This window comes from Pantoea sp. OXWO6B1 (genome assembly GCF_001641135.1).
In the GTDB taxonomy this organism is placed as follows: domain Bacteria; phylum Pseudomonadota; class Gammaproteobacteria; order Enterobacterales; family Enterobacteriaceae; genus Pantoea; species Pantoea allii.
In genome coordinates, this window is the sequence record NZ_LWLR01000001.1 from 2,933,156 (window position 1) to 2,947,614 (window position 14,459).

At 55.2% G+C, this 14,459-nt stretch carries 12 protein-coding genes; 5 read left to right on the plus strand and 7 right to left on the minus strand.

Annotation, left to right across the window (positions count from 1 at the left end):
* Positions 1–19: 19 nt before the first annotated feature.
* Positions 20–2,722 carry an HTH-type transcriptional regulator MalT gene (gene malT, locus A6A26_RS15935; RefSeq protein ID WP_063881180.1) on the plus strand — a complete coding sequence of 901 codons (2,703 nt, stop codon included), beginning with the start codon at positions 20–22 and terminating at the stop codon, positions 2,720–2,722.
* A gap of 39 nt (positions 2,723–2,761) precedes the next feature.
* On the opposite strand, the gene A6A26_RS15940 is transcribed toward malT, so the two are convergent.
* From A6A26_RS15940 to A6A26_RS15950, 3 genes are all read right to left on the minus strand, one after another.
* The gene (locus A6A26_RS15940) at positions 2,762–3,991 is read right to left on the minus strand and encodes an MFS transporter (protein WP_082875198.1); all 1,230 of its coding nucleotides are present in this window, start codon (positions 3,989–3,991) and stop codon (positions 2,762–2,764) included.
* A gap of 113 nt (positions 3,992–4,104) precedes the next feature.
* Positions 4,105–4,515: a GNAT family N-acetyltransferase gene (locus A6A26_RS15945; protein WP_253851895.1), complete on the minus strand. Its 411-nt coding sequence runs from the start codon at positions 4,513–4,515 to the stop codon at positions 4,105–4,107.
* Between the two features lie 22 nt (positions 4,516–4,537).
* A complete protein-coding gene (locus A6A26_RS15950; RefSeq protein ID WP_063879638.1) occupies positions 4,538–5,839 on the minus strand; it encodes a glycoside hydrolase family 10-like protein in 1,302 nt (433 codons plus the stop codon).
* 190 nt (positions 5,840–6,029) lie between these two features.
* On the opposite strand from A6A26_RS15950, the gene A6A26_RS24895 reads away from it, so the two are divergent.
* From A6A26_RS24895 to A6A26_RS15965, 4 genes are all read left to right on the plus strand, one after another.
* Positions 6,030–6,173 (plus strand): DUF2256 domain-containing protein, encoded by a 144-nt coding sequence (locus A6A26_RS24895; RefSeq protein WP_074181021.1) that lies wholly within the window; start codon positions 6,030–6,032, stop codon positions 6,171–6,173.
* 174 nt (positions 6,174–6,347) lie between these two features.
* Positions 6,348–8,675, plus strand: a complete 2,328-nt coding sequence (locus A6A26_RS15955; protein ID WP_063879639.1) for an FdhF/YdeP family oxidoreductase — start codon at positions 6,348–6,350, stop codon at positions 8,673–8,675.
* A 311-nt stretch (positions 8,676–8,986) separates the two neighbouring features.
* The gene (locus tag A6A26_RS15960) at positions 8,987–9,700 is read left to right on the plus strand and encodes an MgtC/SapB family protein (protein ID WP_063879640.1); all 714 of its coding nucleotides are present in this window, start codon (positions 8,987–8,989) and stop codon (positions 9,698–9,700) included.
* A gap of 254 nt (positions 9,701–9,954) precedes the next feature.
* A complete protein-coding gene (locus A6A26_RS15965; protein ID WP_063879641.1) occupies positions 9,955–10,491 on the plus strand; it encodes a C40 family peptidase in 537 nt (178 codons plus the stop codon).
* A gap of 232 nt (positions 10,492–10,723) precedes the next feature.
* Here A6A26_RS15965 and A6A26_RS15970 read toward each other — a convergent pair whose 3' ends face one another.
* From A6A26_RS15970 to A6A26_RS15985, 4 genes are read right to left on the minus strand one after another with little or no spacing between them, the layout of a single operon-like run.
* Positions 10,724–11,371 (minus strand): flavin reductase family protein, encoded by a 648-nt coding sequence (locus A6A26_RS15970; protein WP_063879642.1) that lies wholly within the window; start codon positions 11,369–11,371, stop codon positions 10,724–10,726.
* A 1-nt stretch (position 11,372) separates the two neighbouring features.
* Complete coding sequence (locus tag A6A26_RS15975; protein WP_063879643.1) at positions 11,373–12,797, minus strand: M24 family metallopeptidase; 1,425 nt, start codon at positions 12,795–12,797, stop codon at positions 11,373–11,375.
* A 16-nt stretch (positions 12,798–12,813) separates the two neighbouring features.
* Complete coding sequence (locus A6A26_RS15980; protein ID WP_063879644.1) at positions 12,814–13,638, minus strand: ABC transporter permease; 825 nt, start codon at positions 13,636–13,638, stop codon at positions 12,814–12,816.
* Entirely contained in the window at positions 13,631–14,458 is an 828-nt protein-coding gene (locus tag A6A26_RS15985; protein WP_063879645.1) for an ABC transporter permease, read from the minus strand. Before A6A26_RS15985 ends, A6A26_RS15980 begins: the two co-directional genes overlap by 8 nt.
* Between the last annotated feature and the right edge of the window lies 1 nt (position 14,459).

The window sequence follows — 14,459 nt, forward strand, 5'->3', positions numbered from 1 at the left end:
AACGGAGAAGCGTGCGTTCATGTTAATCCCCTCAAAACTCAGCCGTCCTGTCCGCCATGAAACCACGGTAAAACGGGACCGCCTGATACGAAAATTATCGGCTGCGGGTAATTATCGGCTGGTACTGGTGACCAGTCCGGCGGGCTACGGCAAAACCACATTACTGTCTCAGTGGGCAGCAGATAAGGCCGATTTAGGCTGGTATTCTCTTGATGAAAGTGACAATCAAACGGAGCGTTTTGCAGACTATCTCATTGCTGCGCTTCAGCAGGCCACGCAGGGCGCTTGTAGCCGCAGCGAGGCGCTGGCCCACAAGCGCCAGTACGTTAACCTGAATGCGCTCTTTACCCAGATCTTTAACGAACTCCAGGCCTGGCATCAGCCGCTGTGGCTGATTATCGATGATTACCATCACATCACGAATCCTGTGATTCATGATGCGATGCGTTTCTTTTTACGCCATCAGCCCGAAAACATTACCCTGGTGGTGCTCTCACGCAATCTGCCGCAGTTAGGCATCGCCAATCTGCGTGTTCGCGAGCAGTTGCTGGAGCTAAGCAGTCAGCAACTGGCCTTCACCCATCACGAAGCACAACAGTTTTTTGATGCCCGCCTGCCTGCGCCGCTGGCCTCCGACGAGACAGGGCGGCTGTGTGATGATGTGGCGGGCTGGGCTACCGCGCTGCAGCTTATTGCACTGTCGGCCCGGCAGGGCGCAGGCGCCGCGCAACACTCGGCACGTCGCCTGTCTGGTATTAACGCCAGCCATTTAACCGACTATCTGGTCGAGGAAGTTCTGGATAACGTCAGTCTGACGACACGCCATTTCCTGCTTAAAAGTTCGCTATTGCGTTCGCTCAATGCGGCGCTGATTACCCAGGTGACAGGTGAGGATAACGGTCAGCGCTGGCTGGAAGAGATTGAGCGTCAGGGGCTGTTTCTGCAACGAATGGATGACTCGGGTCAGTGGTTTAGCTATCACCCGCTGTTTGGCAGTTTCCTGCAACAGCGCTGTCAGTGGGAACTGGCAGCCGAGTTGCCGGCACTGCATCGGGCGGCGGCGACAAGCTGGATGGCGCAGGGCTTCCCCAGCGAGGCTATCCATCATGCGCGCGCCTCGGGTGACGCGGAGATGCTGCGGGATGTGTTAACCGAGCACGCGTGGTCACTGTTTAATCAGAGCGAACTGCCTTTACTGGAGTCCTCGCTCAATGCGCTGCCCTGGGCGATGCGACTTGAGAATCCCAGCCTGGTGCTGCTGCAGGCCTGGCTGATGCAAAGCCAGCACCGTTTCGCAGAGGTTAACAGCCTGCTGGCCCGGTTTGAACAGGAGAGCCAGTGTGAAATCGATGCGGTGCTGCGCGGTGAGTTCAATGCGTTACGGGCGCAGGTTGCGATTAATGACGGCAATGCTGATGAGGCCGAACGTCTGGCGATGCTGGCGCTGGACGCCCTGCCTGAACGTCGCCATTACAGCCGTATTGTCGCCACATCCGTGCATGGCGAGGTCATGCATTGCAAAGGCGAGCTGAGCAATTCGCTGGATCTCATGCGCCAGACGGAGCACATGGCGCGACGGTATGAGGCCTGGCACTATGTGCTCTGGAGCCTGATCCAGCAAAGCGAAATCCTGTTTGCCCAGGGCTTTTTGCAGACCGCCTATGAAACCCAGGAGCGCGCCTTTGTGTTGGTGAAAGAGCAGCATCTTTCTCACTTCCCGCTGCATGAGTTTCTGCTGCGTATCCGTGCCCAGCTGATGTGGGCCTGGGGCAGGCTGGATGAGGCCGAGCAGGCCGCACGTGAAGGCATGAAGGTGTTGCAGGGTTATCAGCCTCAGCAGCAGATCCAGTGCCTTGGACTGTTGGTGCAGAGCGCGATTGCCCGGGGAAACCTGGACAACGCCCGCAACCTGTTAAACCGGCTGGAAAACCTGCTTAACAATGGACGCTGGCACAATGACTGGCTCGCCAATGCCGATAAGGTGCGGGTGTTGTACTGGCAAATGACCGGAGACACGCAAAGCGCCAGTGAGTGGCTGCGTCAGACACCCAAACCGGCCTGTGCCAATAACCATTTTTTGCAGGGGCAGTGGCGCAACGTCGCGCGGGCGCAAATTTTACTGGGGCATTACACTCAGGCCGAAGTGATTCTGGATGAGCTGAATGAAAACGCACGTGCCTTGCAGTTAATGAGCGATCTTAACCGTAATGTACTGTTGCTGAACCATATCTACTGGGAAACCGATCAGCGCGCCAACGCCCAGCACGCGCTGTTGGAGGCGCTCAGGCTGGCTCGCAGTACCGGCTTTATCAGCCATTTTGTCGTCCAGGGCGAACCCATGGCGCAACAGCTACGCCAGGTGCTGCAGCTGAATGCACTGGATGAGCTGGATAACCATCGGGCACGGCGCATCCTTAACGAGATCAATAAATACCACCGTCATAAATTTGCCCATTTTGACGAGGGGTTTGTCAGCCGCCTGCTGAATCACCCCGACGTGCCCGAGCTGATCCGTACCAGCCCACTGACACAGCGCGAATGGCAGGTGTTGGGGCTAATCTATTCGGGTTACAGCAACGAGCAGATTGCGGCGGAGCTGGAGGTGGCGTCAACCACCATCAAAACCCATATCCGTAATCTTTATCAAAAGCTGGGGATTACGCATCGGGCTGAAGCCATGACCCAGGCGCAGTCGATGCTGAAAATGATGGGCTACGTGTGAGAAAGACGACAGGCAGCAGCACGCTGCCTGCCAGTGCCGTTATTTAACGCGACGTGTATCGGGCATCAGTAAGGTGGCAAAGCCCAGCAGTGGAAGAAAGCCACAGGCGTTGTACACCGTGGTGATGCCGTACCAGTCCGCAAATTTCCCCAGCGCCGCCGCCGCAATCCCGCCAATACCAAACATGGTGCCAAACATAATCCCGGCCACCATGCCGGTGCGGCCCGGCAGGACTTCCTGCGCATATACCACCAGTGCGGCAAAAGCCGATGAAAAGACCAGACCAATACAGACGGTCAGCACGGCGGTCCAGAACAGGTTGGCATGCGGCATCAGCAGCGAGAACGGGATAACGCCCAGAAACGAGATCCAGACCACTGCCTTACGACCAATACGATCGCCGACCGGCCCTCCCACCAGGGTGCCGATCGCCACGGCGGCCAGAAAGGTAAACAGGTAGATCTGAGCCTGAGGGATCGGGAGCTGAAAACGCTCAACCAGATAGAAAATGTAGTAGTTACTAATAGAAGCAATGTAGGTAAATTTTGCCAGCAGCAGCACACCGACCACCGATAACGCCAGTTTCACATCTCGCGGGGACAGCGATCGCAGTGCCTGACCGTTATGTTTTTTCATGTGTGCATGGCCGTGCTTAACCGTCCAGCGGCTGATGCCGGAAAGGACAATGACCGCAAACAGCGCAATCAACATCAGCCAGCCCACCGCCAGCTGCCCATGAGGAATAATCAGCATCGCGGCCACTAAAGGCGCAAAGGCCGTGCCGATATAGCCACCGACCTGAAAGGTGGACTGCGCCGTACCAAAGTGCCCGCCCGATGCCATGCGTGCCACACGGGAGGCTTCAGGGTGAAAGGTTGCGGAACCCACGCCGATCAGTGCCGAAGCAAGCAACACCACGGAGAAGTGCGGGGCTATTGCCAGCAGTCCGATGCCGAACAGGGTTGCCACCATGCCAGAGGGCAGCAGCCAGGGTTTAGGATGTTTGTCGGTATACAGGCCAATCCAGGGCTGCAACAGCGAGGCGGTCATCTGATAGATAAGCGTAATCAGGCCAATCTGCGCATAGCTGAGGGAAAAATTGGATTTCAGCAAAGGATAAATCGACGGCAGCATGGCCTGGATAAAATCGTTACAGCAGTGGGAAACCGCCACCGCGCCAAGAATCGACACCAGAATCTTCTGGCTGTCGTCAACGGTCGGGGCCAGGCCCGGCGGGTTTGATTTTACGTCGCTGGAGTAATCAGACATGAGGATTTCCGTATAGGCGGCTTTACGTTTGTTGACGTATCTTACCCCACGAAAAAACAGCGGTGCTGACAAAAGTGCTATTTATGGCAAATTAGTAAAATAATTGTTAATGCTCATAATGTTTTACTCAGGCAAACCGAGGCAGGCCTGTCCACATACACGCCATAGCGGTCGGTTTCCTGATAACCCTGACGCTGATAAAACGCCACGGCCCGGGTATTGATGACGCGGGTAGAAAGCCGAATCGCTTTATATCCCCGCTGCCGGGCAAGTTGCTCTATGGCTGCCAGCAGCGCTGCGCCGGTTCCCGCACGCTGTCGGGTGGAAAACATGCGTTTCAGTTCGGCCGTATCAGGGGAAACATGCAGCAATGCGCCGCAGCCAACAGGGTTATCCGCATCATCGCTGGCCAGTATCCATAGCGCATCGTCTGAGGGAGTAAGTGATGCGTCCCGTCGTCGCCAGTGATTGCCAACAGCTCGGCTGACAGACGGGCCGTCAACGTCTGCAGCGCCGGTGTGCATGCGGGGACGATCCTGGTATGGATCACTTTGCCTGGCCCCAACGGCTGCGCAGGTAGTTAACGGCCTGCTGGGTTTGCGGCTGATTCAGGTAATCTTCCCGGAACAAAATAGTGCCATCGATCTGCGGGATGGAATCGTTAAGATCCAGTTGTCTTTTTAGCTCCGGCACACCACCGTTAATCGTCCACTCCGGCTCATTTTTAGCCGGCACGCCAACCTTGTATAAAGCAATGCCGATATACAGGCGGGTTTTGGTTGGCTTCACCACGTTAGCCCACCAGTTTGCCAGCACATCATAGCGGGCGGCGCTGCGCGAGAAGGGCCAGTAAATCTGCGGCGCAATATAGTCCAGCAAGCCTTCCTGCACCCAACGGCGCGTATCCGCATAGGATTCATCATAAGCTGCCGCACCGCGCGTATCCGAGCCTGCCGCATCATGGGAGCGGTTACGCCAGACGCCAGCCGGGCTGACGCCAAATTCTACATTCGGCTTGAGCTGCTTGATGGTGTGAGAAACCTGTTCGATTAACAACTGCGTATTGTGCCTGCGCCAGTCCGCTTTAGACGCAAAACCCTGACCGTATTTGATAAAGGTCTGGCTGTCATTCAGGGCAGAACCCGGTGATTCGGCATAGAAATAATCATCAAACTGCACGCCATCGATGTCATAACGTTTGACCACTTCTGCCACGATGCTGGTTATCCAGTCCCGGGCATCCGGAATGCCGGGGTCGAGCACATAGCGATCCCCCGAGGTACGAATCCAGTCGCGATGCAGCACAAACACGCTGGCTGGCTGCTGTGACAGCGTGTGGTTAAGCTCAGCCACCGTTGAAGGTTTGGTATTCACCGAGACGCGATAAGGATTAAACCAGGCATGTACCCGCATACCGCGCCTGTGCGCCTCATCGAGCATAAACTGCAGCGGATCGAAGCCCGGGTCCTGACCAATCTTTCCGGTCATCATGTCTGACCAGGGCAGGATTTTTGATCTCCACAGGGCCGTGCCGTCTGGTTTAACCTGAAAAAACACGGTATTGATGCCCAGGCTTTTCAGCTTATCCAGCTTATCGGTCAGCGCTTTTTTTTGCTGACTGACGCGCACGTTGTCATCGCTGATATTCACGGAGGCGATCGGTGGCCAGTCAAGCCGTGAAACCGTCGTCAGCCAGACGCCGCGCACCGGTTCATGATGTTGCACCGGTTGTGAAGGCAGCGACGGTTTACTGACGGGCGGGAAGGGCGTAACCAGCGATTTAGGCGGTTCAGAGGCACAACTGACCAGCAGCAAGGCCGATGCGGCTAACAGGCCAGTTTTTACCACCGCGTTGAAGCGGAACAGGTCGCGAAAGGTGATGATGATAAACTCCGTGTAGCGCAGTCCTTGATGCAGGCTATTCTGATCCTATTTGCCGCAAAGTCAATCAGCCCTGCCAGCATCAGGTCACGCAGTTTGCCTTACCCGGCGGCTATACTTTTTATGCTAATGCGTAACCTGAGCAAAGGAGCGATAAATGAAAACATGTAAAGGCAATAAACAGTCATTGCCGGTTCGCTATTGCAAACAGTGCCAGAAACCGATGACCTGGCGCAAAAAGTGGGAGAAATGCTGGGAAGAGGTGCAATATTGCTCAGAGCGCTGCCGAAGACAACGGTGAGGGAATGCGCTGCAAGCCTGATCAGGACACATAATCGGCCTGTTATTCACCCTAAACGTAGCGATGTAACATTTAGCAAAGGTTATCCTGACATTTACATCACTGTTCCCACGCACCATCGCAATTACTGTACCAGGCTTAATGAAAAGCGAATAACAGTGATTGTGGAGCAATATGAAAGAGCAAGAGAGTACATCGGGCATTCATTCCTATGATGGTGCCGCAGGCGGCTGGGGCGCCCTGAAAGCGGTGGCTGGCGCCATTCGTGGACAGATGGCGGTCAAGCAGGACGTCATCGCGTTGTTCAAGGTCAACCAGCCCGAAGGGTTTGACTGTCCGGGCTGCGCCTGGCCCGATCCCAAGCACACCTCCTCGTTTGAATTCTGTGAAAACGGCGCAAAAGCGGTTTCATGGGAAGCCACCAGCAAACGCACCACACCTGAATTCTTTGCTGCGAATACCGTCAGCGAACTTTGGCAGCGCAACGCCCATGAGCTTGAAGGCGAGGGCAGGCTGACGCATCCGATGAAGTACGATCCCGCCAGCGATACCTATCAGCCCATTGAATGGGAGACGGCCTTTAAGGAAATTGGCGAGCGGCTGCGCAGCTATAAGGATCCGGACAGCGTGGAATTTTACACCTCGGGTCGCGCCTCCAACGAAGCCGCGTTTCTCTGGCAACTGTTTGCCCGTGAATTCGGAACCAACAACTTTCCTGACTGTTCCAACATGTGCCACGAGCCGACCAGCGTTGGCTTGCCTGAATCGATTGGCATAGGCAAAGGCACGGTGGAACTGGATGATTTTGACCATTGTGATTTGGTGATCTGCATTGGCCATAACCCCGGCACCAACCATCCACGTATGCTGGCAACCCTACAGGAAGTGGCAAAGCGCGGAGCCAGAATTGTGGCGATCAACCCGCTACGCGAGCGCGGGCTGGAACGTTTTACCGCACCACAAAGCCCGGTTCAGATGCTGACGCTGAGCTCAACAGAACTGGCCTCGACCTACTACAAAATTCGGGTAGGCGGCGATGCCGCGATGCTGAAAGGCGTGATGAAATGCCTGCTAGCGATGGATGAGGACGCCAGAGCGAAAGGCAATCCGGGCATCTTCGATCTCGCCTTTATTGAAGAACATACCCAGGGCATTGACGCGTTGAAAGCCGATTTGGCGGCGACAGACTGGGAGCACATCCTGAAAATCTCGGGTATGGAGCGTGAGCAAATTCAGCACATTGCCCACCTTTATGCCAATGCTGAACGCACAATCATTTGCTACGGCATGGGGATTACCCAGCATCAATACGGCACGCAAAATGTTCAGCAGATTGCCAATCTGCTGCTGTTGCGCGGCAATATGGGCAAGAAGGGCGCAGGGATCTGCCCTTTGCGCGGTCACTCAAACGTGCAGGGCGATCGTACCGTGGGTATCACTGAGATTCCCACAGAAAGCCTGCTGAACAGCATTGAAAAAGTGTTTGGTTTTAAACCCCCAGCCAAACACGGCCACGGCGCAGTTCAGGCCGTGCAGGCGATTCGCGATGGAAAAATCAATGCCCTGCTTTGCCTGGGCGGTAACCTGGCCGAAGCCATGTCCGACCCGCAGGAGACGTTCCCTGCCATGCGCAAGCTGGATTTAGTGGTGCACATGGCCACCAAACTGAATCGTTCTCATTTGTTGCTGGCAAAACACAGCTATCTGTTCCCGGTGTTGGGACGTACAGAGATTGACCAGCAACAATCCGGTGCGCAGAGCGTAACCGTTGAAGATTCCATGTCGATGGTTCACGCCTCTCGCGGTACGCTTGAACCCGCCTCACCGCATCTGAAATCCGAGCCAGCGCTGGTAGCCGGTCTGGCAAAAGCCACGCTGCCGGGCACTGTAGTGGACTGGGACAGCATGATCGCTGACTACAGCACCATCCGTAACGCCATTGAGAAGGTGGTGCCAGGCTTCGACAACTTTAATGAGCGTCTCCAGCAGCCGGGCGGTTTTCGTTTACCTAATGGCGCATCGGAACGCGTCTGGCATACGCCGTCAGGTAAAGCACAATTCCTGCTCATGGACGGCATCAACGAAGATCCGCGATCGTTCAAATGCCATGATTTGGTGCTGACCACGCTACGCAGTCACGACCAGTACAACACCACGCTTTACGGCCTGGACGACCGCTATCGCGGTATCAAAGGACGCCGGGATGTGTTGTTTATCAGTGAAAATGAGGCGGAGAAAAACGGGGTTCGCATGGGCGATCAGGTCAACATCATTGCGCTGGACCCGGACGGTAAACCTACCCATCGTCGACTCGATAATCTGACCATCGCGGTCCATGACATGGCCGACGGCTCTGTCGCAGCCTATTATCCCGAGGCCAATGTGCTGATCCCACTGGACAGTTACGACACAAAGAGCGGTATTCCCTCCTATAAAAGCACCCCGGTGATGATGGAACCCGCCCGGTCAGAAGTACCAGCGGACGCGGCGACCCTGCGCTAATTGCTTTCTGCTGGCATAAACCAAACCTTAACGAACAGCCATCTGAGTGGAAATCTCTGCTCAGATGGCTATACAATCGCCGCGAATTTTACTCATGAGGCAATCAACCTTGGACAAAAGTCCCGAACGATTACACCTGGCTTCTGCAGTAAGATAGTCTTCTGGCTGTCTTAACTGCGCGTTAAGATGGCGGTTTTACAATCATCCCTCCACAACGTGATGCGCTCTGTGCATCAGCGCCTGCTGTAATCCATTTTATTCATCTTTACTTTTCCGTCCTGCGCATACTGCGTGGCGGAGAGAGGTTTATCATGGACTGGAAAATCTTTTTACTGCGCGTGTCGGCTGCGCTGATTCTGGGTGCGCTCATCGGCAGCGAACGTCAACTGCGTCAACGCATGACCGGCTTACGCACCAACGCGCTGGTCAGCACCGGCGCCTGCCTGTTTGTGCTGATGACCCAATGTGTACCGGGCATTGCCACCGACGCCACGCGCGTTGCCGCCTATGTGGTTTCCGGCATCGGCTTTCTCGGCGGTGGCGTGATTATGCGCGACGGGTTAAATGTGCGCGGCCTGAATACCGCCGCCACTTTATGGTGTACTGCGGCCGTCGGCGTATTGTGCAGCATGGGGTTATTGCTCGAAGCGGCGATTGGCTGCATGGTGATTCTGTGCGCCAATATCCTGCTGCGCGAGCTGGCGCTGGGCATCAATCGTCAGTCGATCGTGTCGGCTGACGAGGCGGTACAGCATTATAAAGTGCAAATCGTTTGTCTGGCTCAGGATGAAGTTCAGGTGCGCAGCCTGATGCTGCACAGCCTGGGCAACAGCGGCTTGCGCCTGCAGTCGCTCCACAGTGAAGATCTGGACCCGCCGCACCGCATGGAAGTGAATGCCGAAGTGATGGGGCAGCCCAGCATGACCGGGCAGCTGGAAAGTCTGGTAAGCCGTATCAGCCTGGAGAAGGGTGTCAGTTCAGTGCGCTGGCAGGTGTGCGGGCTTGATCCCGGTGAAAACGGGTAGGGAAAAAACAAGCAGCGCTACGTGAATTCTGAACGATGAGCAGGAGAGCGACCCAGTCAGATTAAACGTAGCGTTATTATTTGGGTTCAATAAAATCTGTTTTCAGAAGGGGGGTTTTACGCTATATAACTATGACCTGATGCTCAAAGTGTAAGGTTAGGTAAAGCGGAGCTTTGATATTTCTATAGGCGAATGAATAGGTTATAAAGCTATTAACTTTGCTGGCCTCTTATCTTTACTGTGCGGATCACTCGATGAAGCGTAGAACATCTTTCTTTTTACTTTCCGGCCTTATATTGCTGATGTCCGGCTGCAGTCATCATCCTCGCTCAGACGCTCCCGAGGACACTTCCGCATCGGATTCAACGCAAAACCCTGACTTAATCCCGATTGTTGCTGCATTGCATGACCAAATGCATACCTGGCATGACACACCGTACCAATGGGGCGGAACGCAACTGTCGGGCGTCGACTGTTCGGGCTACGTCTGGCGCACCTTGCATGACCGCTTTAATCTGCCGATGGATCGCGTGACTACCGCCGATCTCCTGCATATGGGCGTTCGCGTCACGCCGGAACATTTGCAGCCGGGCGATTTGGTCTTTTTCCGCATCGGCGGTGGTATGCATGTCGGATTCTACGATACTGACCATCAGTTTATTCATGCCTCTGCCAGCAAAGGCGTGATTCGTTCTTCACTCGATAATCCGTACTGGAAATCCGTTTACTATCAGTCTCGCCGTCTGACACGTGAATATGGCGCACAGGTGACGCTGAATCGGGCAAGTTAATGCGTTGAACACAGGCGTTCTGCCCGAGTAAAACGTGAATGGGGAGATCAGCCACGCGTCTCACGACAGAATGGTGGCTTATCTCCGCTCACCCCAACCTCAATGTGCCATGTGTTGCAGCCACGCTTAACGGGGCGACGCAGCCGTTATGTAGCAGGTTGGAGTTTCTATTGGTTACTGTAAAGGCGCGCGTTACGCCTGCGGCTCCACAGATGCCTTCGTTTGCAACGCGTTATTTAATGGTTTGTCGTGATGCCCATTGTTCGGGCGTCAACGTTTTTACATCAAACTGATCGCGCGTCCGGCAATAAGTATTCCCCCCCATACGACCAATCGCGTCCATAAGGTGCTGATCGATGTGCAGGTTTTCCGGGTTAACCGCATCGCTACGCACATAGACGCCGACCACTTCACCAAGAATAATTTCGCGCGCGGGGCCAACCTGCAAAGTGGTATGTCGGCGGCATTCCAGCGCGGCCGGCGCGGCGAGAATGCGCGGGCTGCATACCTTGTTGCCCGGAACGGTAGCCAGGCCAGCTTCACGCAGTTCATCCACCTCTGGCGCAAATTTAATCGCGCAAACTTCCATTTGTTCGACCAGCGCCTGGTCCACAATATGCACGGTAAATTCGCCCGTTTCACGAATGTTCCGGGCTGTGTCTTTAAAGCGCATATCGGCATAATTTTCGACACCGATAGCAACAATGGCCGGATCGTGAGTTAACACGTTGAAGAAGCTAAACGGCCCGGCATTCGCGTGCCCGTTTTTATCAACGGTAGTCACCAGGGCTACGGGGCGCGGTATCACCGTACCAATCAGTATTTTGTAGCGTTCCCGTTCGCCTAATGACGCGAAATCAAACCAGGTGTGCGAATTCATATCAAACTCCGGCTGCAATACGGTGGGTTTCAAGCGGCGTATGGCGGCTAAGGTTTTCGAAGCCGTCCTGGGTCACCACATAACAATCCCCAATGTTGCAACCGGCCGATAACGGCTCAAGCCATTGGGTGTGCAACACAAACACCATACCTTCCTCCAGACGATCGTAATTGTGAGACGAAATGTTGAAGCTGTTTTGCCCGCCCGCCATGCCGACTGAATGGCCCAGGTTCGGGTTATGTGGGCCATGAGTGGCAGGGTAAACATGCATGAGTTTGCGTCCCTGTGCTTCCCAGTCTGCATCCGGGACATACTGTTGCGGAATTAAACGTGCTTCGCCGTCCGGCATGGGTGACCAGTTATACGGCATGCTGCGGGCTTCGGGTGAGGTCAACAGTCCTTGCGCGATCATGGGCGCAAAGGCTGCATTGTTGATATCGCGCATTAACGCGCCCGGCTTAATGCGTTGCTCCGCACGTTTAACGCCTTCAGTACAGGCGTTTAACACCAGCTCCTGGCGGGCGGTGATATCGCCCACGGCAATCATGCGCGCCGTCTGGGCGGTATAGCCGCGCCAGGTGACATTTGAGATATACAAATTGATCAGGTCACCGGGGCGAACAATATGTCCGTAAGGTTTACCGCAGTGCGTACCAAACGCATTGATACCAATTTGATAGCCATCGCCGGTCTCACCACCGAATGCCATTTGCGCGGCGGTAAAGGCCGCAAAGATTTCATGATCGGTGATACCCGGTTTCGCCACATGGTAAGCCGCTTGCGTACCGATGCTAATCAACTGTGCCGCCGCCCTGAACATTTCGATTTCACGCGCGGAGCGCACTTTTTGCAGTCGGTCCAGAATGGCGTTGTCTGCAATCCATTGACTGCCGGGTAACTGGATTTCCAGCGACGCCCAGAAAGTCAGGCTGGTACGATCGCCAATTTTGCCAATCTGCGCACGCGCTAATCCCAACTGACGCAGTATCGCGGCACATTTTTCGGCCGTTTTCACCACCGCGTCGCCGGGACGGTCAGCATATTCGCGGCCTATTGGCCCAATCTGCCAGATGTCCTCGACCAACAGCGGCTCTCCAGCTGGCGGAAGCAGCACTGACTGGGTGAAAAATGAGAGCAGCGTCAAGGGCTTATTGTTATCTGTGGGGATGATCAGCACACCTTCGCGCATCCAGTCGCAGATATAGCGAAGATAGGGATTTGACGCATGAAACCAGCCCACGCTGCCTGCGTGAACGATCAGCGCATCGTGTCCGGCCTCTACGGCCTGACGACGGATTTTACGCAGACGCTCTTCAAACTCCTCCAGCGGCAAGGGCGGCGGGGCGGAAAACGTGAAGTCAGGCTGGAAATCAGCCAATAACGCGCCGATGCGATATCCTGCGGCGGCGGTCGCATGAGTAGTCATAGTGAATCCTTTTTATTTACGGGTTTTGCGGACGCGGTGCCAGTACACGGCGCGCGACCAACATGCCCATCAAGGTTATCGCAATCAGAATGCCGGAGATGGCCGCAACGCGAACATCCAGCGACTCTTCAATCAGTGCAAACATGCGCAGGGGAAGGACTGTGGTGCGTGCGTCGGCAAGGAACAGCGTGACCGTAACGTTATCCAGAGACTGGATAAACACCAGAAACGCCCCGGCGGTGATGCCCGGCATCAGCAGCGGCAAGGTGACGCGGCGCAGGGTCATAAACCAGCTCGCTCCCATTACCGTCGAGGCTTCAGCCAGAGAGGGATTCATTCCCTGCGCAACCACGGATGCTGCCCGATACATCAGCGGGCCGAACACCACGATGTGGCCCGTAACCGTTAACCATAGTGACGGTGTCACGCCAAAAAAGTTGGCAACGATTAAGGCCGCCAGGCCGTAGACCAGGCTGGGCAGCACCAGCGGTGCCAGCAGTAATGGTTCAATGGCATTGACGCTTTTACGTTTCATTCGCGTCATGCCAATGGTTGCGGGCACGGCGAACAGCAGCGATCCCAACACCGCCAACCCGGCAATTTTCAGGGAGTTCCAGGCCGCGATCTGCTCCGTTCCGGAACGAACGGGGTCCAGTAAGGCCTCGTACCAGCGCAGGGAAAATCCTTCGGGCGGATACTTCAGTGTTTGACCGGCGGTAAACGACATCATGATGGCAATAACAATGGGCGCAACCAGATAGATAACGCAAAGCGTGCCAAAGCCATAGACGAACAGGTTATACAGTGCAGCAGGCACCGGGTTTTCTCGATGATTACGCATGGCCGCTCAGTCTCCGGTGGCGTGAAATCATGGTCAGGGCAACCAGCAGGCAGCCAGTAGAAAGCAGCAGCACCACGGCGATGGCAGAGGCCAATGGCCAGTCAAACAGCGTGCCGACTTCGCGATAAATCAGCTGTGGAACATACACATTGCGCGCGCCACCGATCACGGACTGGGTGACAAACGAACTACTGGTGCTGGCGAACACCAGAATCCAGCCGGCCAGTAAGCCCGGGAGCATTAAGGGCAGCAGTACGGTGACGAAAATTCGCCACGGACCTGCACCTGAAACCTGCGCGGCTTCCGTGAGTGTGTAGGGAGTCCGCGTCAGAATCGCAATCAACGGCAGGATAATTAACGGCAGATCGATCTGGCACATTGCCAGGACCAGACCCAGCTCGGTAAACATCAGGCTGGTTGGCATGCCGGTGATGCCCAGCGCCATAAGGGCATCACTGACAGGGCCCTGGCGTCCCAGAATGACAATCCAGGCAAAGGTTCGCACCACGTTGCTGGTCAGCATCGGTATCAGCGTCAGGAAAATGATCGTCTGACGCACTGTGCGACCGCTGTGCCAATACAGCAGAGCGATGGGAATCCCCAGCAAAGTCGTGCCAATAACGGTTTCAATGCCCAGTCTTGCGGTATTAAGCAGCACGCGGAAGTTAAACGCATCGCCAAAAAAGCGAGCGTAATGCTCAAGTGTGATACCGCTTTTGGTGATAAAGCTGAATCCGACTAAAACAGCGAGCGGCGTTGCGAAAAACACCACGGACAGCAGCAACATGGGCACCACATACGGAAAGCCGCTCTGTTTCATC

Coding starts and splice junctions, on each gene's coding strand:
- malT (WP_063881180.1), top strand. CDS start 20: ATGTTAATCCCCTCAAAACTCAGCCGTCCTGTCCGCCATGAAACCACG.
- A6A26_RS15940 (WP_082875198.1), bottom strand. CDS start 3,991: ATGTCTGATTACTCCAGCGACGTAAAATCAAACCCGCCGGGCCTGGCC.
- A6A26_RS15945 (WP_253851895.1), bottom strand. CDS start 4,515: ATGCACACCGGCGCTGCAGACGTTGACGGCCCGTCTGTCAGCCGAGCT.
- A6A26_RS24895 (WP_074181021.1), top strand. CDS start 6,030: ATGAAAACATGTAAAGGCAATAAACAGTCATTGCCGGTTCGCTATTGC.
- A6A26_RS15955 (WP_063879639.1), top strand. CDS start 6,348: ATGAAAGAGCAAGAGAGTACATCGGGCATTCATTCCTATGATGGTGCC.
- A6A26_RS15960 (WP_063879640.1), top strand. CDS start 8,987: ATGGACTGGAAAATCTTTTTACTGCGCGTGTCGGCTGCGCTGATTCTG.
- A6A26_RS15965 (WP_063879641.1), top strand. CDS start 9,955: ATGAAGCGTAGAACATCTTTCTTTTTACTTTCCGGCCTTATATTGCTG.
- A6A26_RS15970 (WP_063879642.1), bottom strand. CDS start 11,371: ATGAATTCGCACACCTGGTTTGATTTCGCGTCATTAGGCGAACGGGAA.
- A6A26_RS15975 (WP_063879643.1), bottom strand. CDS start 12,797: ATGACTACTCATGCGACCGCCGCCGCAGGATATCGCATCGGCGCGTTA.
- A6A26_RS15980 (WP_063879644.1), bottom strand. CDS start 13,638: ATGCGTAATCATCGAGAAAACCCGGTGCCTGCTGCACTGTATAACCTG.
- A6A26_RS15985 (WP_063879645.1), bottom strand. CDS start 14,458: ATGAAACAGAGCGGCTTTCCGTATGTGGTGCCCATGTTGCTGCTGTCC.